Source organism: Collinsella sp. AM10-26, assembly GCF_003472525.1.
Classification (GTDB): Bacteria; Actinomycetota; Coriobacteriia; order Coriobacteriales; family Coriobacteriaceae; genus Collinsella.
Map to the genome: position 1 here is coordinate 24,095 of NZ_QRMC01000006.1, position 18,331 is coordinate 42,425.

At 56.1% G+C, this 18,331-nt stretch carries 20 protein-coding genes; 8 read left to right on the forward strand and 12 right to left on the reverse strand.

The genetic code is table 11. From position 1 onward, the window contains the following. The first annotated feature begins 62 nt into the window (after positions 1-62). The 5 genes from DW123_RS06405 to DW123_RS06425 all read left to right on the forward strand — a co-directional run bounded on the left by DW123_RS06405 (position 63) and on the right by DW123_RS06425 (position 4,147). Positions 63-497 (forward strand): FHA domain-containing protein, encoded by a 435-nt coding sequence (locus DW123_RS06405; protein WP_006236002.1) that lies wholly within the window; start codon positions 63-65, stop codon positions 495-497. Between the two features lie 3 nt (positions 498-500). Beyond that, positions 501-1,379, forward strand: coding sequence for a MerR family transcriptional regulator (locus tag DW123_RS06410; RefSeq protein ID WP_117735206.1), 879 nt, complete (start codon positions 501-503; stop codon positions 1,377-1,379). A 40-nt stretch (positions 1,380-1,419) separates the two neighbouring features. Further along, on the forward strand, positions 1,420-1,950 hold the full coding sequence (locus DW123_RS06415) for an adenine phosphoribosyltransferase (RefSeq protein ID WP_117742765.1): 531 nt from the start codon (positions 1,420-1,422) through the stop codon (positions 1,948-1,950). A gap of 32 nt (positions 1,951-1,982) precedes the next feature. Then, positions 1,983-3,116, forward strand: coding sequence for an NlpC/P60 family protein (locus DW123_RS06420; protein WP_199406638.1), 1,134 nt, complete (start codon positions 1,983-1,985; stop codon positions 3,114-3,116). A gap of 164 nt (positions 3,117-3,280) precedes the next feature. After that, positions 3,281-4,147, forward strand: a complete 867-nt coding sequence (locus tag DW123_RS06425) for a DegV family protein (RefSeq protein WP_118273362.1) — start codon at positions 3,281-3,283, stop codon at positions 4,145-4,147. Between the two features lie 73 nt (positions 4,148-4,220). Here DW123_RS06425 and DW123_RS06430 read toward each other — a convergent pair whose 3' ends face one another. Both DW123_RS06430 and DW123_RS06435 read right to left on the reverse strand, forming a co-directional pair. Further along, positions 4,221-4,832, reverse strand: coding sequence for a DUF1836 domain-containing protein (locus DW123_RS06430; protein ID WP_199570204.1), 612 nt, complete (start codon positions 4,830-4,832; stop codon positions 4,221-4,223). 154 nt (positions 4,833-4,986) lie between these two features. Beyond that, positions 4,987-5,925 (reverse strand): NAD(P)/FAD-dependent oxidoreductase, encoded by a 939-nt coding sequence (locus tag DW123_RS06435; RefSeq protein ID WP_199570203.1) that lies wholly within the window; start codon positions 5,923-5,925, stop codon positions 4,987-4,989. Between the two features lie 118 nt (positions 5,926-6,043). Here DW123_RS06435 and DW123_RS06440 point away from each other — a divergent pair, with 118 nt between their 5' ends. Then, positions 6,044-7,345 carry a glycosyltransferase gene (locus tag DW123_RS06440; protein WP_117742762.1) on the forward strand — a complete coding sequence of 434 codons (1,302 nt, stop codon included), beginning with the start codon at positions 6,044-6,046 and terminating at the stop codon, positions 7,343-7,345. 463 nt (positions 7,346-7,808) lie between these two features. Here the strand turns inward: DW123_RS06440 and dut are convergent, their stop codons facing one another. Genes dut through DW123_RS06455 form a run of 3 tightly spaced genes read right to left on the reverse strand, consistent with a single transcriptional unit; the run spans position 7,809 to position 9,201 of the window. Next, positions 7,809-8,252 carry a dUTP diphosphatase gene (gene dut / locus DW123_RS06445; protein WP_118273360.1) on the reverse strand — a complete coding sequence of 148 codons (444 nt, stop codon included), beginning with the start codon at positions 8,250-8,252 and terminating at the stop codon, positions 7,809-7,811. Positions 8,253-8,256: 4 nt separating this feature from the next. Further along, positions 8,257-8,700 (reverse strand): transcriptional regulator NrdR, encoded by a 444-nt coding sequence (nrdR, locus tag DW123_RS06450; protein ID WP_117742760.1) that lies wholly within the window; start codon positions 8,698-8,700, stop codon positions 8,257-8,259. Between the two features lie 51 nt (positions 8,701-8,751). After that, positions 8,752-9,201 (reverse strand): LysM peptidoglycan-binding domain-containing protein, encoded by a 450-nt coding sequence (locus DW123_RS06455; RefSeq protein WP_158553109.1) that lies wholly within the window; start codon positions 9,199-9,201, stop codon positions 8,752-8,754. A 163-nt stretch (positions 9,202-9,364) separates the two neighbouring features. On the opposite strand from DW123_RS06455, the gene lexA reads away from it, so the two are divergent. Both lexA and DW123_RS06465 read left to right on the forward strand, forming a co-directional pair. Then, positions 9,365-10,009, forward strand: a complete 645-nt coding sequence (gene lexA / locus DW123_RS06460; RefSeq protein ID WP_147330279.1) for a transcriptional repressor LexA — start codon at positions 9,365-9,367, stop codon at positions 10,007-10,009. Further along, positions 10,009-10,713 carry a heparan-alpha-glucosaminide N-acetyltransferase gene (locus DW123_RS06465; protein ID WP_118273359.1) on the forward strand — a complete coding sequence of 235 codons (705 nt, stop codon included), beginning with the start codon at positions 10,009-10,011 and terminating at the stop codon, positions 10,711-10,713. Before lexA ends, DW123_RS06465 begins: the two co-directional genes overlap by 1 nt. Here the strand turns inward: DW123_RS06465 and hflX are convergent. From hflX to DW123_RS06500, 7 genes are all read right to left on the reverse strand, one after another. Beyond that, positions 10,698-11,987, reverse strand: coding sequence for a GTPase HflX (gene hflX, locus DW123_RS06470; RefSeq protein WP_117735198.1), 1,290 nt, complete (start codon positions 11,985-11,987; stop codon positions 10,698-10,700). The genes DW123_RS06465 and hflX overlap by 16 nt on opposite strands. Further along, positions 11,987-12,925, reverse strand: a complete 939-nt coding sequence (gene miaA, locus DW123_RS06475) for a tRNA (adenosine(37)-N6)-dimethylallyltransferase MiaA (RefSeq protein WP_118273358.1) — start codon at positions 12,923-12,925, stop codon at positions 11,987-11,989. Before miaA ends, hflX begins: the two co-directional genes overlap by 1 nt. Then, entirely contained in the window at positions 12,925-14,295 is a 1,371-nt protein-coding gene (gene miaB, locus DW123_RS06480; protein ID WP_118273357.1) for a tRNA (N6-isopentenyl adenosine(37)-C2)-methylthiotransferase MiaB, read from the reverse strand. Before miaB ends, miaA begins: the two co-directional genes overlap by 1 nt. A gap of 45 nt (positions 14,296-14,340) precedes the next feature. Beyond that, positions 14,341-14,658, reverse strand: coding sequence for a stage V sporulation protein S (locus DW123_RS06485; RefSeq protein ID WP_006235982.1), 318 nt, complete (start codon positions 14,656-14,658; stop codon positions 14,341-14,343). A gap of 74 nt (positions 14,659-14,732) precedes the next feature. Further along, the gene (locus DW123_RS06490; RefSeq protein ID WP_118273356.1) at positions 14,733-15,818 is read right to left on the reverse strand and encodes an ATP-binding protein; all 1,086 of its coding nucleotides are present in this window, start codon (positions 15,816-15,818) and stop codon (positions 14,733-14,735) included. Position 15,819: 1 nt separating this feature from the next. Continuing rightward, positions 15,820-17,370 (reverse strand): ribonuclease Y, encoded by a 1,551-nt coding sequence (rny, locus tag DW123_RS06495; protein ID WP_089573375.1) that lies wholly within the window; start codon positions 17,368-17,370, stop codon positions 15,820-15,822. Positions 17,371-17,642: 272 nt separating this feature from the next. Next, positions 17,643-18,320, reverse strand: a complete 678-nt coding sequence (locus DW123_RS06500; protein WP_117762991.1) for a regulatory protein RecX — start codon at positions 18,318-18,320, stop codon at positions 17,643-17,645. Positions 18,321-18,331: the final 11 nt, after the last annotated feature.

Consider the following 18,331-nt stretch of genomic DNA (forward strand, 5'->3'; position numbering starts at 1 on the left):
TTGGGGTATGATTACGTACGGTTCATTATTTGCGGCACGTCCGCGATAAGTTAGGGGTTGTCATGGACAACATGGTTAACAATATGCCTCAGAATGATAAGACTGCTGACGCTACCTGCGTATTCCGCGTGCCTTCAAGCGACGTCACCGTTCCCGACCTCATGGCCAACGTGCGCATCACCGCCCCCGTTCTGTCCATCGTCAAGGGTCCGCAGACTGGTGCCGCCTTTGAACTCGAGGACGACGTGACCACCATCGGCCGCGATCCCGCGAATGGCATCTTCCTCAACGACATGACTGTCTCGCGCAGCCACGCACGCATTATTCGTGAGGGCCTGGGCGCCCGTATTGAGGATCTGGGCTCGCTCAATGGCACCTGGGTCGACGGTGCCATTGTCAACGCGGCTCCGCTGCACGACGGCTCTTCCGTTCAGATCGGTACGTTTACGCTCATCTACCACGAGAGCACGCCGGAGCGCATCGAAACCGGTGAGTAGGGCATGGCCGAACGCAACTATCTGAGTATCGGCCAAGTCGTCAACCTACTTCGAGGCGCATACCCCGATCTTTCGAACTCAAAAATTAGATTTCTAGAAGATGAGGGGCTCATTACCCCTCATCGTACGCCTAAGGGATACCGTCAGTACTCCAAGGAGGACGTTGACCGCTTGGAGGTCATCCTGCACCTGCAGAAGACCCGCTATATGCCGCTCAACGTGATTAAGCAGCGCTTGGAAAACGCCACGGACCTGTCAACGCTCGCCTACGAGGTGGGCTTACTGTCCGATGTTCCGCTTAAGACAGAGCCCAAGGAGACCAAACAAAAGCTGCATCCCATCGAGACCATTCCCGATATGCTGGGCGTCGAGATCTCGTTTATCCGCTCGCTCGCCGAGAACGACCTCATTCGCATCATCAAGAGTCCGCAGAACCGTGAGCTCGTCGATGGTCGCGATTTTCCGATTATCCGCTACTGCTCCGAGCTGTCACGCTTCCATATCGAGCCGCGCAACCTGCGTCAGTACGTGTCTTCCGCCAACCGCGAATCCTCGATGTTTGAGCAAGTGCTCGTAAGCATGCTCGGCATGGATACCTCCGATGACGAGCGCGACGCCAAGCTCGAGCGTGCGTTTAAGAAGCTTCACGACCTGACGGAAGGCGTGCACACCGCGTTGCTCAAGAACCGCGTTTTTGAGTCGCTCAACGCTGTGGTCGAGGATGCCGACATCGATGCACTCGATGAGGAAATCGCTCGCTCCGAGTCCACCAAGGCCAAAAACGAAGAAGCTGCCGCGCCGGCTTCACACGAGGATTCTCTCGTAAAGCCGCTCAAGGTCGTCGCCCCCTCGCAATCCGACACTGTCACCGCGGGCAAATAACAGCTACCGCTTATCCGGCAACCCATTGAAAGGTCATGCAATGTACGACTTCGAATCTCAAATCGTCGACATCCCCGACTATCCCGAGCCCGGAGTCATCTTTAAAGACATCACGCCGCTCTTTGGCAATCCCGAGGCACTGAAGGCCATGGTGGATGCCCTCGCCGAGCACTTTGCCGGCATGGGAATCACCAAGGTCGTTGGCCCCGAGGCCCGTGGCTTTATGGTTGGCGTACCGGTGGCTGTAGCCCTTGGCGCCGGCTTTGTTCCCGCACGTAAACCGGGTAAACTGCCGCGCGAGACCGTGAGCCAGAGCTATGAGCTCGAATACGGAACGGATTCCATTGAGATCCATGCCGACGCTATCAGCTCTAAAGATACCGTGTTGATTCTGGACGACTTGGTCGCGACGGGCGGAACCGTCGAGGCAACAGGTAAACTGGTGCGAGATATGGGCGCAAAGCTTGTCGGTTACGGTTGTATCCTTGAGCTTGCGTTTCTCAACCCGCGCGAGAAGCTCACGCCGTCTGATGGCGATGTGGAGCTCTTTAGCCTGGTGACGGTGAACTAGCCGTTACCCTTAGTTACTGGAAAGGAAGCTACATGCGCACAGCAAACACGCACAAAAACATGGCACGCTGCGCTGCTACGGCAACCCTCGCTTGTGTTTTGGGCTTGGGCCTCGCGGCTCCTGCCTACGCCGATACCGCATCCGACCTTGCCGCTGCTCGTACGAAGCTCGAGCAGATCGGTACCCAAACCCAGCAGATTTACGATGAGCTCGCCACGCAGACGCAGGCGCTCGACCAGACTGCTGGCGAGATCACACAAAAGCAGCAGGAGATCGCCGATGGTCAGGCCAAGCTCTCGACCTATGTCGCCGGCGAGTACAAAACCGGCGGTCTGAGCCTGCTTCAGGTTCTGACCGGCGTCGATGACCTGAGCGATATGCTCAACCGTCTGTTCTACTACGGCAAAGTTTCCGATAAGCAGGCTCAGACCATTCAAGAGGTCAAGGAGCTTAAGCAGCAGCTCACCGATAAGCAGGCCGAGCAGGAGAAGAACGTCGCCACCACGCAAAAGAAGGTCGACGAACTTAACGCCCAGCAGGCTGAAGCCCAGAACGTCGTAAACTCTCTGGATTCTCAGCTGCAGGCTGAGCTTGCCGCCGAGGCCGAGGCCAACGCCGCGCTGCAGGCCGGCATCAACGCCAGTACCGCCGAGAAGGCCACGGTGAGCAACGAGACTGCCGGTACGACCGAGAACACCAACAACGGTGGCCAGACCAGCAATAACAGCAACCAGGGCGGCAACACTCCGGCTCCTACGCCGGCACCTGCTCCGACGCCGCAGCCCCCGACGCCCGCTCCGGCTCCGGCTCCGGCGCCTTCCGTTCCGAGCCAGTCCGTCGATGGCGGTTCTGTTGTCTCGCGTGCATACAGTAAGCTTGGTTGTGCTTATTCCTGGGGCGGAATTGGCCCGAACAGCTTCGACTGCTCTGGTTTTGTTAGCTACTGCCTCACTGGTCGCTATTGTCGCCTGGGCACCACGGGCACCTTTATGGGCTGGACGCGTGTGTCCGATCCGCAGCCCGGTGACGTTGTGGTCAACTCGTACCACACCGGCATTTACATCGGTGGCGGTCAGATGATTCATGCTTCCGACTACAACACGGGTGTTATCATCAGCTCCGTTGCCGCCGGCATGAACAACAACTATATCTTCGTACGCTACTAAGTATTCAGATAAAGCAAACGGATATGGACCTCGTGGCTTTGAGTCATGGGGTCCATTCTTTTGCCTTTAGTGCAGGCCGCTATCTAGTTTTGAATACTAGATAGCGGCCCAATCGTTCAGCAGTAAGGCTATAATTGTATGGGAACGATTAGAAAGGACCCTCTATGAACTGGGCACTTATCTCAGATTCAAGCTGCAACCTCCGCGATTGGCAACCGACCGCACCCCATACCACCTTTGCATTTGCGCCCCTCAAAATTCGAGTGGGGGAGCGTGAATTCGTCGATGACCTTTCGCTCGACGTTCATGAGCTCAATTGCGCTGTTCAGGCGGAGACGAACGCCTCTTCGAGCGCTTGTCCCAGCGTAGGGGAGTGGGCCGAGCTCTTCAAATTGGCAGACAATACCATCTGCATGCCGATCTCTGAGGGCGTGTCGGGCAGCTACAACGCGGCAGCCACGGCTCGCGATATGGTTCTTGCCGAGGAACCGGACCGCAATATTCATCTTGTCAATTCACGCGCAGCTGGCGGCAAAATTGACCTGATCTTCCTGCTGTTCGACCGTTATCTCGCAAGCAATCCGGATGTCTCATTCGAGGATGCTTGCGCATACTTCGATAGCCTTGAGCAGAACAGCAAAATCCTCTTCAGCTTGTGCAATTACGAAAACCTCGCCAAGGCCGGACGTATCCCTAAGGCAGCCGGCGTCATTGCCAACAAGCTCAATATTCGCATTTTGGGCACGGCGAGTGAGGCCGGTGAAATCGAACTCGTCGGACACACGCGTGGCGAAAAGAAGATGTTCAACAAGATCATCGACACCATGGAAGCCGAGGGTTTTACGGGCGGCGAGGTCGTCATCGACCATGTCGAGAATGAGGCAGGCGCCCAAGCACTCGCCAGCCGCATTGTGGAGCGCTGGCCCTGCTCCAAGACCATTATCATGCCCTGCAACGGCCTGGATTCCTATTACGCCGAGATGCACGGCCTCATCATCGGCTACGGCATGGGCGTAGCTTCGGGCAAATAAAGTCCAACCAAACAAAAATACGGGCGGGACAAAGTGACAGATGGCTCTTTGTCCCGCCCGTTTTATACGTGGGCTAGCTATTAAACCCGTTGAACTTGAGATAGCTCATCAGGTACGCCTTCGAAACGAAGGACGATACCGCACTGCGTACGAGCAGCGATTCGCGCGTAACCTGGTGTGCGCTATCGGGCACGGGAGTCTGCTCGACGGAAAACGCCGCACGAATCGATGCCTCAAGTTGATCGACCACATAATCGAATGCCGTCGGGGCATCGTAGCTCAAACGCTGAATGTTAAAGAGTGCCTGCACCGCAGCAATAGGTAGCACCTGCTTAAAAATGCAGATAGCGATCAGGCAGGCAATCTGCTCGCGGCCATATTGCTTTTTGACCGGAGCGGGCACCAGGCCGACCTTCACATAGTTATTGATCATCGATGGCGTAATGACAGGCTGCTCAACGCAAATGGACAGCGGATCCATCCACAGCGCAACATACTCAATAACCTGGTCGCGGTAGAGCGTCACATTGGGCAACTGCTCATAGCGCGGCAGACTCAACGTATTGAGTTTGCGCACGATATCGGACTGAATAAATGCATCGGGCAGCACCGTGGGCTGAATATCCTCAGGCTTAATGCTGACAGACGAATCGGACATCGGAATTACGTGGTTAACGTGGTTCATAAAGGTCCTCCGTTCCTTTTCAATATTGTATTCTAGATTTCCCAGTTTTGCATACCACATAGCCGCCAAGAAAATTGGCGGGACAGTGCACTGATGCATCTGTCCCGCCATTTAGTAAATTGATAACAACTTTACATAAGATATATTATCGTACTTATCCACGGAGAAACGCGTATGCGCTCGTTGCTGCTATGGCTCCGTCAGAAACGGCGGTCACAACCTGGCGTAAACGCTTGGAACGGATATCGCCGGCTGCGAATAAGCCGGGTGTACGGGTGGCCATCGAATCGTCGGTGACAATGCCGCCGTCAGGAGCCAGATCGACTAGATGCTCAATAAGCTCGGTATGTGGCTGCATCCCCGTAAAGACAAAGATGCCAAACGAGCCAAGTTCAAATGACTCGGTATGAGTCTTACCGGATGCATTGTCCTTAAAGGTGATCGTCGTTGGCATGGCTTCGCCCGAGAGCTCCACAATACTAGTTTGGTACCTAACTGTAATATTGTCCTTTTCGAGTACTCTCTGAACAACACCATCAGGCGCACGAAACTGGTCGCGGCGCAGCACGATGGTCACGCTGTTGGCAATGTCTGACAGGAACAGAGCTTCTTCGCATGCCGAATTGCCACCACCGATTACAAAGACCTGTTTGCCGCGGAAGAACATGCCGTCACATGTTGCGCAATATGAAACGCCACGACCGCGATACGTATCCTCGCCAGCGAAACCTGCCGGTCGCGGCGTGGCACCCATGCAAGCGATAACACTCGAGGCCAGCGTATCGCCCGTATCGTGATGCACCGTAAACAGCGCTGCATCGGCATCGTAATCGATACCCGTAACCATGCTCCATGCAACCTGTGCTCCCAGGCCCTCTGCATGCTGCTGAAAACGCTCGCCGAGTTCGGCGCCACTCAAGAGCGGAATGCCCGGATAGTTCTCGATCTCATTGGTTGTGGCGATCTGCCCTCCCGACATGCCCTGCTCAATCACGGTCGTCGTCAGGTTGGCACGCGCAGCGTAAATGGCGGCAGCATAGCCCGCGGGGCCGCCACCGATAATCGCAACATCGATCGGCTGATCGGTAATCATGGAATATCCTCTCGTCGAAACATTGACGTTCTTTGCGCTCATACCCAAATTTACGTGAACATGACACTCATGCACTACAATGATAAATCCGTGTCACAACGTCGAAGGGGAGTTATCGATGGATCAAACGCAGACGAGCGACGACGCTCCCCTGCTCACACACAGCACTCCCCAATCGGAGCAAACAGCGCTCTTGGCTCAGCAAAAACCTCTCGTGACCATCGTGCACGCCTCGGTCGGCTCAGGCCATAAGGCCGCCGCAAATGCGATTGCGCAGGCATTCGACCTCATCCGCGGCACCAATGGCATCCCCGAGGATGTTGAGATTGAAGTGCTCGATATCCTTGATTTTGGACGTATTAAATTCGACGGCAATAAGACCGCGGCTTCGTTTACGGGAGCCACACGCCCCATTTACGACCTGACCTGGAGATATACACTTACGGGACATCTTCTCTGGGGTGGCGGCACGGCATGGTCACGAATCATGTTCCCCGCCTTCAACGAATATATTCGTAGCCGCAGGCCCATAGCCGTGGTCGCAACGCACATCACAGCAGCCAATGTTGCCGTGGGTGCCCGCGTAATTACGGGTATCGATTATCCGGTCATCTGCGTACCGACCGACTACGAAGTCGAGGGCTGGTGGCCCCACAAGGACACCGATCTATTCTGTGTTGCCAACGAATTTATGTCCGAAACGCTGCGTCCGCGCAAGGTGCCCGAGGCAAAGATTCGCATTACCGGCATTCCTATTCGCACCGGATTCGACACGGATTACGATCGCGAGGAAGAGCTAGCCAAGTTCAACCTCCCCACCGACAAGACCGTCGTGCTGGTTATGGCCGGCGCCAGTTTACCTCAACCGTACGTCCGCTTTCGCGCGGCGATGGACCAGACCCTCCCCTTCCTACGCAGCTTTGAGGACATGCATTTTGTCTTTTTGCCGGGCAAGGATGAGGAATACGCCGCCCGACTCAAGAAGCTCTTCGACGCTATGAAGCTCGAAAACGTCACGGTTCTGGACTACGTGGACGACATGGCTGCCCTCATGCACGGCTGCGACCTGGCAATCCTCAAGTCGGGCGGGCTCACCGTCACCGAGTGCCTGTGCGCTCATCTGCCGATGATCCTGCTGGGCAAGTCCTATGGCCAGGAAAAGGCCAACACCACGATGCTCACCGGCATGGGCGCCAGCATGCATGTCACCACCGCACGAGAACTCATCGTAACCCTGCGCCACCTGCACGACCATCCCGAATCACTCAAAGCCCTACTCATCAACGGCGAAGTACTACGCCGCCCCCACGCAGCCGAAGACATAGCCATCGCCACCATGGAGCTCGTAGGCAAGCCCCAAAAGCGCAAAAGAGCCTTCTGCCGCTTCTACTGGGGCGAAAAACCTGCGCATATCCGCTAGCGTCTTAGCGTCCGCTGCTCGGCGGGAGCCGCCCTTATATCATTCCATGCTCAAACATTCTCGCGGGGCGCTCGTATCCCTCTCGCCCGCTTCTCACACATATCATTCCATGCTCAAACATTCTCGCTTCGCTTCGCTCGCTGCGAAACTGCGCGTGGAACGATATGTGTGAGAAGCGGGCGAGCGGCTACTCGCTTGAAAACAACAATCAATCTTTCTGATAAGCAGATGCGGCAAAGGAACAGTCCCTTTGCCGCATCTGCTTACTGCAATTAGTTACTTTGGTTCGCCTTTGCAGCTTCAAATTTGGGGATCCGGCGCAGCTGGTAGTGCGTAAACGTAGTTGACCGGCCCGGCCCGCCTATATATCGTCCCACGCGCAGTTTCGCAGCGAAGCGAGAATGTTTGAGCATGGGATGATATATAGGCGGGTCGGGCCGGTCAGCGGACAGTACGTAAACGACTAAGCGACGCCGCTAGAACCGAAACCGCCGGCTCCTCGGTCGGTTTTGTCTAGTTCTTCTGCTTCTATGAGGTTGACCGTGGGGACTTCTTGGATGACGAGTTGGGCTATGCGGTCGCCTTTGTTGATTTGGATGTCGTTGGTGGGATCCAGGTTGATGAGGATAACCTTGAGTTCTCCTCGGTAGTGGGCGTCGATGAGGCCCGGCGTGTTAACTATAGACAGGCCCTGCTTGATGGCCAAGCCGCTGCGGGGCTGTACGAAGCCGGCGTAGCCATCGGGCAGGGCGATAGCCAGCCCAGTAGAGACCAGACGGCGTTCGAAGGGCTTCAGGACGCAGTCCTCGTTGGAGCGCAAATCCAAGCCGGCATCGGTGGGATGGGCGTATTTGGGAAGCTCGACGGTGGGGTCGAGACGCTTTATGTTGACGGTAATGTTGGACATGGAATCACCTTAACTTGTCGAGCTCTTGCAGAAACTCATCGACGTCTTTGAAATCACGGTAGACCGAGGCAAAGCGGATGTACGCCACCTTGTCGATCTTGGCCAAGCGTTTGAGCACCATATCACCCAACTCATGCGACGTGACGGCCGTAAGCGTGCGAGAGCGCAGCTCGACCTCGATGTCGTCGATAAGCTCATTGAGCTTCTTAGTGTCGATATCACGCTTGATGGTGGCGCGCATCAAGCCGACGAGCAGCTTATTGCGATCGAACCGCTGCTTAGTTCCGTCCGACTTAATGACCTCAATTGGGTCTTCACATCGCTCGAACGTTGTAAAGCGGTAGTTACACGAGCAACATTCGCGACGGCGCTTAATGGTGTTATTTGACTCCTGCATACGGGAATCAACGACGCGGGTATGTGCCTTGCCGCATTTGGGACAGCGCATGGTACCTCCTCTTAAACGATAACAAGGGTACCATGCGCAGCGCGATAATGATTACGAACGAGCAGGAACCTTAAGATGCGCACCGGCGGCGAGCGAACCATGCTCCAGATGATTGACGTTACGGATCATGTCGGAAGTCTCTTGCGTGGAAAGGCCTTCGATTGGATATTCCTCGGCAAGCGACCAAAGAGAATCACCATGCTGAACGCGAATGGTCTCGTAGGTAACGTTGGAAACGGACTCGGCATACGCAGCGTGACGAGCACTAAAGACAGACGTAGCAAGGACAAAGAAGAGCGTAAGCGCAACGGCAACGGCGACAATCGTCGAAACCTTCAGGGCGGCGCGGGTAGGCGCGGCTACAGTCTGCTGATTGCGAGCAGGCTGCACGGTCAGAGGCTGAAAGCCGGAGCGGCCACCCTGAACAACCGTAAAAGTGGGTTCTGCAGGCGTCTCGAGCTTAAGGGCGAGGTTTCCCTGGACCATATTCGTTACATTCATCATGTTCTCCTCTCGCGTGTTTTGCTGAGAACAGTTTTATCAAGCCGCGCGGACAAAAATGTCTGGCGCGGGAACGAATGTTCGGTTATTATTATCTTCGAACAGTTGTTCCTGTCAAGCAAAATTCGAACATTTGTTTGACATGGGTAGAGAGGATGCCCTGATGGCTCGCAAAATTACCAAGCGCCAGCAGCAAATTTACGACTTCATCAAGGAATATCAGCAGGAGAAGGGTTATCCGCCCAGCGTGCGCGAGATGGCTTCTGCCGTGGGCCTTTCCTCCCCCAGCACCGTGCACGCTCATCTCTCTGCCCTGGAGGCGCGCGGGCTACTCAAGCGCGATGCCACCAAACCGCGCGCCCTGGAACTCTTTAACGAAGACGGTTCCTCTGTCTCTATTTCTAAATCTGACGAGCCCTCCGCACCTCGCGGGACGGTCTCGCTACCGCTCGTTGGTCGCGTCGCGGCTGGGATCCCCATTCTGGCCGAGCAGAATATCGAAGACACTTTTTCTATCCCGACCGAAATCGCCACTGATCAGGGGTCCTTTATCCTTGAGGTGCATGGGAGCTCAATGATCAATGTCGGCATCTTCAATGGCGATTACATCATCGTCCGTGAACAAAAGAGTGCCATGAACGGCGAAATTGTCGTGGCCATGATTGATGGTTCAGCGACCGTCAAGACGTTCTACAAGGAGCAGGGACGCGTACGCCTGCAGCCTGAGAATGACACCATGGAGCCTATCTATGCAACGAATCCCGTTATCCTGGGCAAAGTCGTCGGTTTGATGCGCCGGTTCTCGTAATGCAGAAACGCATCACCATCTTTGACACCGTCCGCGGGTTTACGATGATTTCAATGGCAGGTTTTCACGCTTGCTACGATCTCGCGTATCTGCACGACTGGGATATGCCCTGGTTTACCCAGACTGTCTTTCAAGACATCTGGCGCGCCAGCATCAGCTGGGTATTTTTGTTTATCGCGGGTTGGATGTGTACGCTCTCACGCAACAATGCTAAACGAGCGGCCAAGTACGCTGCCGCAGCTTTGGTCGTCTGGATCGCAACAACGCTCGTATCGGTCGACGATTCAGTGAACTTTGGCATCATTTATTGCATGGCAACGTGTACCGCTGTGGTTGCACTAACCCGTCCGCTACTCCAAAAATTACCGGGTTCATGTGGAATCGCGGCGTGCCTTGTTCTTTTTGCCCTAACTTGGGGCATTCCAAAAGCGGTCTACCCACTCCCCTACCTGGCATGGCTAGGATTTCCGGGCCCGGGTTTTGTATCGGGAGACTACTATCCACTCATTCCGTTTGTCTTTATGTACCTTACCGGCTTTTTTGCTGCCCAGGCAGCACAAGCATCAAGCCTCGAAGCGCCAGAATGGGCATACGCGAATCCCATCCCGGCGCTCACAGTCCTTGGTCGGCATGCCTTACCGTTCTACCTGCTCCATCAGCCTGTCATTCTAGGCGTACTAGAACTCGTTTATTCCGTACGATAACGTTCGAGCCGCGGTGCAATACGAGCCGGCAGTTTCGCCACAATACGAACGCCATCCTCAAGATATTCCTCATGCAAAAGGGTCCCCTGCTCATGCACCAGCGTGATGAGGGCGCCTTCGCGATAGGGAATGTCGGCGGAAATCAGCACATCGGTGGCGGCCGCCTCGCGAGCAATACGATCGACGAGATCGTCGAGCCCCTCGCCCGTTTGAGCCGAAAACAGAACGGCCTCGGGATAGCGACGACGGAAACTCAATCGATCAACGCTGTCGAGAAGATCGATTTTATTGAATACGGTCAGCGTCAAACGCTCTCCGGCGCCGATCTCATCAAGCACGCGGTCGACAGCCTCAAGCTGCCGCTTATAGTCCTCGTCAGACGCATCTACGACTTTGAGAATTAGATCGGCACCCAACACCTCGGACAGCGTCGATTTAAAGGCATCGACCAGACCATGCGGCAGCTTTTGAATAAAGCCGACGGTATCGGTGATCGTCATGCCGCGACCGCCGGGCAAGCGATACGAACGCGTCGTCGGGTCGAGCGTAGCAAACAGCTTGTCCTGCGAAAGTACCGTAGAGCCGGTCAGGCGATTGAGCAACGTCGATTTACCGGCATTGGTATAACCGGCTAGCGCGACACGAAATGCCGGTGACTCAATGCGACTCTTGGATTGAACGTCGCGACGCTGTTCAACCTGCCTGAGCTCACGACGAAGTGCAGCGATCTTATTACGAATGAGGCGACGGTCGACCTCGAGCTGACTTTCGCCCTGACCAAAGCGTGAGCCGATGCCGCCGCGCGTCTGCTCCTTGGCAAGATGGCTCCACATGCCGCGCAGACGAGGCAACAGATATTGAAGCTGTGCCAGCTGTACCTGTAGGCGTCCCTCACGCGTCTGAGCATGCAGACCAAAGATATCCAAAATCAGTGCTGTACGATCGATAATCTTTACCGGCTCGCCCACGGCTTTCTCCAAATAGGACTGCTGCGAGGGCGTCAGGTCGTCATCAAAAATAACGACATCGGCATCCATGCGATGCACCAGGCCGCAAAGCTCCTCTACTTTACCGGAACCGATAAACGATTTGGGATACGGCTTTACCAAACGCTGAGACAAGCGAGCCACGCACTGGGCACCAGCCGTGTGGGCAAGGCGCTCCAGCTCATCGAGCGAGCGATTGAGCGGCCATGCATTGTCGCGCCACTCAACACCGACTAAAATGGCACGCTCGGGCTCGGGTGCCGTGGGAACAAGGGGGAAACGGGCCATTAGGCAGCCTCAATACGATGCAGGATATCCTCAACGACCTCATCGATCGTACATTCATCCATATCAAACCACACGATACGGTCATCGCGCTTAAACCACGAAAGCTGACGCTTGGCATAACGACGCGAACGCATCTTAATGAGTTCGCGGGCCTCATCCATGCTCATCATGCCATTGAAAACATCGATGATCTCTTTATAACCAATTGCCTGCATCGACGTCAGGGCATCTCCCAGCCCCTGGTCCATAAGACCGCGGACCTCATCGACAAGACCCTGCTCAAACATCAGATCGACGCGCAGATTAATGCGCTCGTAGAGCACCTCGCGATTACGCGTCAGACCAAACCATAGGGCATGATAATGCTCGCGCGGAACACTAAACTGACTTTTTTGCTGTGCATAGGAGATACCATTATCATGCATCTCGAGCGCACGAATCACACGGCGCACGTTATGGGGATGAATAACAGCAGCCGATTCTGGATCGCGCTCGGCAAGCAGGGCATGCAGTTCTTCCTCGCCAATACGCTCGGCAAGCTCCTGATAGCCCGCACGGCGATCGTCCTCAAGTTCACCCGAGGGAAAGTCCATCTCATCGAGGGCGGCCTTGAGATACAGTCCCGTACCTCCGCAAAAAACCGGCAGGCAACCCGAACCAAGGAGACGTTCAACATGAGCGCGAGCGTCAGCCTGATAAAGCGCAGCAGAATATGCCACACCCGGCTCTACAATGTCGACGAGACGCAGCGGCGCCGTACACTCATCGGGCGCCATCTTTGCGGTACCGATATCCATGCCGCGATAGATTTGCATCGCATCGCACGACAGCACTTCGGACGAAAGACGAGCTGCCAAACAGTCGGCAACATCGCTCTTACCAACCGCCGTCGGACCGACGATCGCAACGGCGGAAAGACCTGCCCCGGGAGCAACCATTAGCGCGGCTCGCCCACAACGGAGCCGGACAAATACCAGGTCTTGGCAACATCAACGTCGACATCAACGATCTTGCCAACAAGCTGATCGATGCTGTAACCCAAGGGGATAGGCGCATGCACAGTCTGATTCTTGGGACTCTTGCCCAGCAGGACCGCGTCGTTCTTTTTACTCGTTCCCTCAATGAGCGCCGGCACAACGGTGTGCAGCTCACCCTGGTTATACTCGTGTGCCGTGGTCTCGATAACCTTAACCAGGCGGTTGAAACGCTCAAGAATAACCTCATGCGGCGTAGGATCGTCAATCTCGGCGGCCGGGGTACCGGCGCGCTTGGAATAGATGAAGGTATAGGCCTGAGCATAGCGGACCGTCTCGGCAAGTGAGAGCGTCTGCTCAAAGTCTTCTTCAGTCTCGCCCGGGAAGCCAACGATAATGTCGGTCGAGAGCGCGATGTCGGGCATGCGGTTGCGAATGCGATCGACCAGGCCCAGATAGTCCTCGCGTGTATAACGGCGATTCATCTCTTTGAGGATCCGCGTCGAACCTGACTGGACGGCCAGGTGCAGCTGCGGCATAACGGCAGGCGTCTCGGCCATGGCGTCGATGGTCTCGGGCAGCAGGTCCTTGGGATGTGAAGACGTAAAGAAGATGCGCTCCACACCCGTATCGCCCACGGCACGCAACAGATCGGCAAAACGCGGCTTGCCAAACAGATCGCGACCATATGAGTTAACGTTTTGGCCCAGCAGCGTAATCTCACGCACGCCTTGGCGTACCAAACCGGTCACCTCGTCGACAATCTCCTCGAAGGGGCGGCTCTTCTCGCGACCGCGAACGTACGGCACGATGCAATAGGTGCAGAAATTATTGCAGCCCGTCATGATGGGCACCCAGGCGTGATACTGGGTCTCGCGATGCCACGGCATGCTCATGGCGTCCGTATCCTCATGCTCATTGGTGCGGATATGACGCTTGCCGTCAAGGAACGCCTCGGCAATGAGCTCGGCCACATACGCGATGGAATGTGTACCGAAGATGACGTTGACGTTATCGACGTTGGTGAGCAGGCCCTCGCCATCGCGCTGCGCGATGCAACCGCCAACGGCAACCACGCGCTTGCCCGAAGGCGAAGGCGGCAGGCTTTTGCAGGAATTGCACTGACCGTACAGGCGAGTATCGGCGGCCTCGCGCACGCAGCACGTCATGAAGACAACGATATCGGCATGCGCAGGATCGAGCGCCATGAGGCAGCCATATGAATCAAGCAGACCGCTCACACGCTCGGAGTCGTGCTGATTCATCTGGCAGCCAAAGGTGCGGATAAAGTAGGTTTTACCGGTAAGAATATCGCGTACGGAACGCTGGTCCATGTGCATAAGTCCTAACGATGGGGAGCTAAACAAGGCAATCAGAAGCTATGCCACAGGCTTAACATCATCCATGACGACGTTATCCATAGCAGCTCGATTGATCTGGTGAACGTAGATAGAAAGGCGGATGGCCGTGCGCGACTCCCCGTTAATGAGGATGTCGGAGAACACAGGCGCGCAGGAAATATCAAAACCGGTTGGGATCAAAAAACCGCGCGCGATAGCCACGGCCTTAATGGCCTGGTTGACCGCACCGGCGCCGACACACTGAATGTTGACGGGTACACCATCCTTGACCATGCCGGCGATGGCGCCGGCAACGGACGCGGGCGATGATTTGCTTGATACCTTCAGGCAATCCATGAAGAAACTCCTGCGTTTAAAAGTACGTTTTAACTGCAATAACTGTATCGTACCGAGTGGACTCGGTAAAGGCACTATTCCTCTTTGGCAAGATCGAAGGTCACGGTGATTCGATCACGCGAAACGCGAATCTTTGGGTCGCCGCAAAGGTTGAGATAGTACCGGGCGGCAAGGTCATTAAAGTCGCGCTCCACAGCACGCGAAAACTGCGCCATATCATCCTTGGCAATACGTAGCCCGCGACGATCCTTTGCGAGATCGACAGGAGCCGGCGCATGCGAGGACGAATCACGCTCGCGCAGCAGACGCGCGGTCACACCGCGAACGGGTTTAATCTGCCCTGCCAAAATGCGATGAGCCGTGCGCTCGGACATCTCAAGACCCAAACCCGCACAGATACGGATAAAGTCCTCGGCATCAGAAGCAAGGCCTAAACGATCGATAACCGGAAGCTCGCTCTCGTCATCAATGAACAAGAGACGAGACGTATCAAGCCGACCTGACGCCTGAGCATAAAGGGTCGCGGCAATCTCAGACGGAGAGCCCAGATAGACATCGCAACCACGCAACTCCTCGAGCGCAAACTCACAAGCAGCGCGAATAATATTATGCGGACCGCGAGCACAGACGTAACGCCCGTCCTCATCCTTGACGGCCTGGGGCCAGCTGGACTGATCGGCACGCTCACTGAGGCGGTCGGCTGCGACGCTCACCTTGAAGGCTGAACCAAGATCGACGCCGGACGTGACCACACGGGCCTCGTCGGTGTTCTGCTTGATCGAAAACAATGCCATGCCACGACCGTGAACGCCCCAACGGTCCATCTTCATGCTCTCGAGCTTGGAGGTAACGCGGGCATCGAAGATTCGCTCTTGCATATCCTGCGGAACGCCCGAACCGTTATCCAGAAAGACAAGCGTGCGGACGCCATCTTCCTTGGTCGTGGCGAGATAGACCTTGTCGGCGCCGGCATCTCGAGCATTGCGGAGCATTTCTATGACGATATCCTCGACATTCTGAATGTCGTGTTTTGCCTGGCGCCGCTCAGCCTCCGAAACGCGGAGGCGGACATACCCCTCGCCAAGGTTCTCCTCGACGCGAAGGTTGCCCTCCCCCGACATCGACGCGATAAATGAGATGAGCTCGTTCGCGTCGCTCATGTTATTTAGCGATATCGACAGCGCGGCTCTCGCGAATCACGACGACGCGCACCTGACCGGGATACTCCATCTCTTCCTCGATCTGATGGGCGATATCGTGAGCCAGAACCGTGGACTGGGCATCGGAGATCTTGTCCGGCTGAACCATGACGTGGACCTCACGACCAGCCTGCATGGCATAGGTACGCTCGACGCCGTCATGGGAGTTGGCGATCTCCTCGAGCTTCTCAAGACGCTTGATGTAGTTCTCGGCAGACTCGCGACGGGCACCGGGGCGAGAGGCAGAGACAGCATCGGCGGCCTGTACCAGGACATCGAGCACCGTGTTGGGGTCGACATCGGCATGGTGAGCCTCGATAGCGTGGACGATAACGGGCTTCTCGCCATAACGACGGGCAAGCTCGGCGCCGATGACGGCATGCGGGCCCTCGACGTCGTGGTCGATTGCCTTGCCCAGGTCATGCAGCAGGCCGGCGCGCTTAGCGGTCACAACGTCCAGGCCAAGCTCGGAAGCCATCACGCCACACAGATCAGAGACCTCGAGAGAGTGCTGAAGCACGTTCTGACCAAACGAGGTACGGTAGCGCAGGGCACCAAGGGTCTTGACGATCTCAGGGTGTAGGTCGTGGATGCCGGTATCGAAGGCAGCCTGCTCGCCAGCCTCGCGCACGCGCTGCTGAACCAGGTCGGCAGCCTTGTGATACATCTCCTCGATGCGGGCAGGGTGAATGCGGCCGTCGGCGATGAGGTTCTCGAGGGCGACACGGGCGGTCTCACGACGAACTGGGTCGAAGCTCGAAAGAACGACGGTCTCGGGCGTGTCGTCGATCACGAGGTTGACGCCGGAAACCTGCTCAAAGGTCCGGATGTTGCGACCCTCGCGACCAATGATGCGGCCCTTGAGGTCATCAGAGGGAATATGCACGGAGGTAACGGTAACCTCGGCAGTGTGGTCGGCAGCGCAGCGCTGAATCGCCAGGGACAAGATCTCCTGGGCAGTCTTGTGGCACTCGGCGCGAACCTGCTGCTCGGACTCGCGAATGATCGTGGCGGCCTCGTGGGTGACCTCGCCGCGAACCTTATCGAGAAGCTCCTTGTGGGCGTCCTCGCGGGTAAGGTCGGCGATTCGCTCGAGCTCGGAGGTCTGCTTTGCGCAGAGCTCCTCGAGCTCACGGGAGCGTTTCTCGACCTGACCGGCCTGGCTGGACAGCTGATGCTCGCGCTTGTCGAGAGCGTCGTTGCGGCGGTCGAGGGATTCCTCGCGCTGCATCACGCGGTTCTCGAGCGTACGAATCTCGTTCTTACGCTGCTTGTCCTCGGCCTCGGCAGCTTGCTTGTTCTTGATGATTTCTTCCTTGGCCTCAAGCAGAGCCTCTTTTTTGAGGGTCTCGGCCTGACGCTTTGCATCACCGATCAAGGACTCAGCCTGTGCATGTGCCGACTGGATCTTTTCGTCGGCCTCGTGAAGACTACCCTGCTTGGCGGTGCGCATGTAGGCAATGGCGGCGATGGCACCCAAAACGATGCCAACGAGCGCTGCGATGATAGGCATGCTCACTCCTTTTGATGGATTCGTTACACAACAAAGCGAACCGTCCTTACGAACGGCTCGCGACATTTGAGTAATATGGGCGCAGCTTATGCGGGTCGGATACAGATAAACATATAAACAAACTCATCACAGATGAGCACATATCACAAAGCAAATGACAGTGTTTATCGTACGTTGAACCACAACAACTGTCAAATAAATGGCCCCAGTACGGCGGCTAAAACAAGGTGAACGGCAGGGCCACAAAACGCATACGCTTAAAGCGCACATTCCTAGCATTCGGCATCGAGACGCGCCTTAACGGCATCGGCGGCGATGTGATACGAGAAGCCCTTGCCCATCAAAAACCGAACCAGTTTTTCGAATCCGCGCGTCTCTGGAACACGCCGCTTGGCGAGCAGGGCTGACGCACGCGCCAAATCGTCTTCGACAGCAAAATAATCCTCGGGATAACCGGGAATGTCATCGAGCACAACATGACGGCGCTTGAGCTCGGTCTCGATTTTGCGCTGTCCCCAACCGCGCCGCTTGCGTTCCTCGATAAAGTACGAGCAAAAGCGGTTCTCGTCTAAAAAGCGATACTCGGTGGCGCGCTCGACGGCGAAATCGATCGCGGGATGGCGAAAGCCGTAGCGAGCCAACTTGTCACGGACCTCACCCGTCGCATGGTCGCGTCGCGACAACATCTCGGTCACCATGGTGAGAGCACATTTACGCTCGATGAGCTGAACCGCCTCACGAAAGTTATCCCAATCACAGGGAAAATCGGGGCGGTTTTTGACATACAGGCGCGCGACCCGCACGGGAATCCAAATGGACCGCTTAAAACCGCCCTCAAGCTCACAATCGATATGTGCGCAAGGCTTTTTGGACTCATATCCGCTCGAGAACGAGGAGGCAGCCTTCTTATCGGGAAAGACGACCGTGGCCTCGGTCACCGTATACGACATGAGCGTAACCG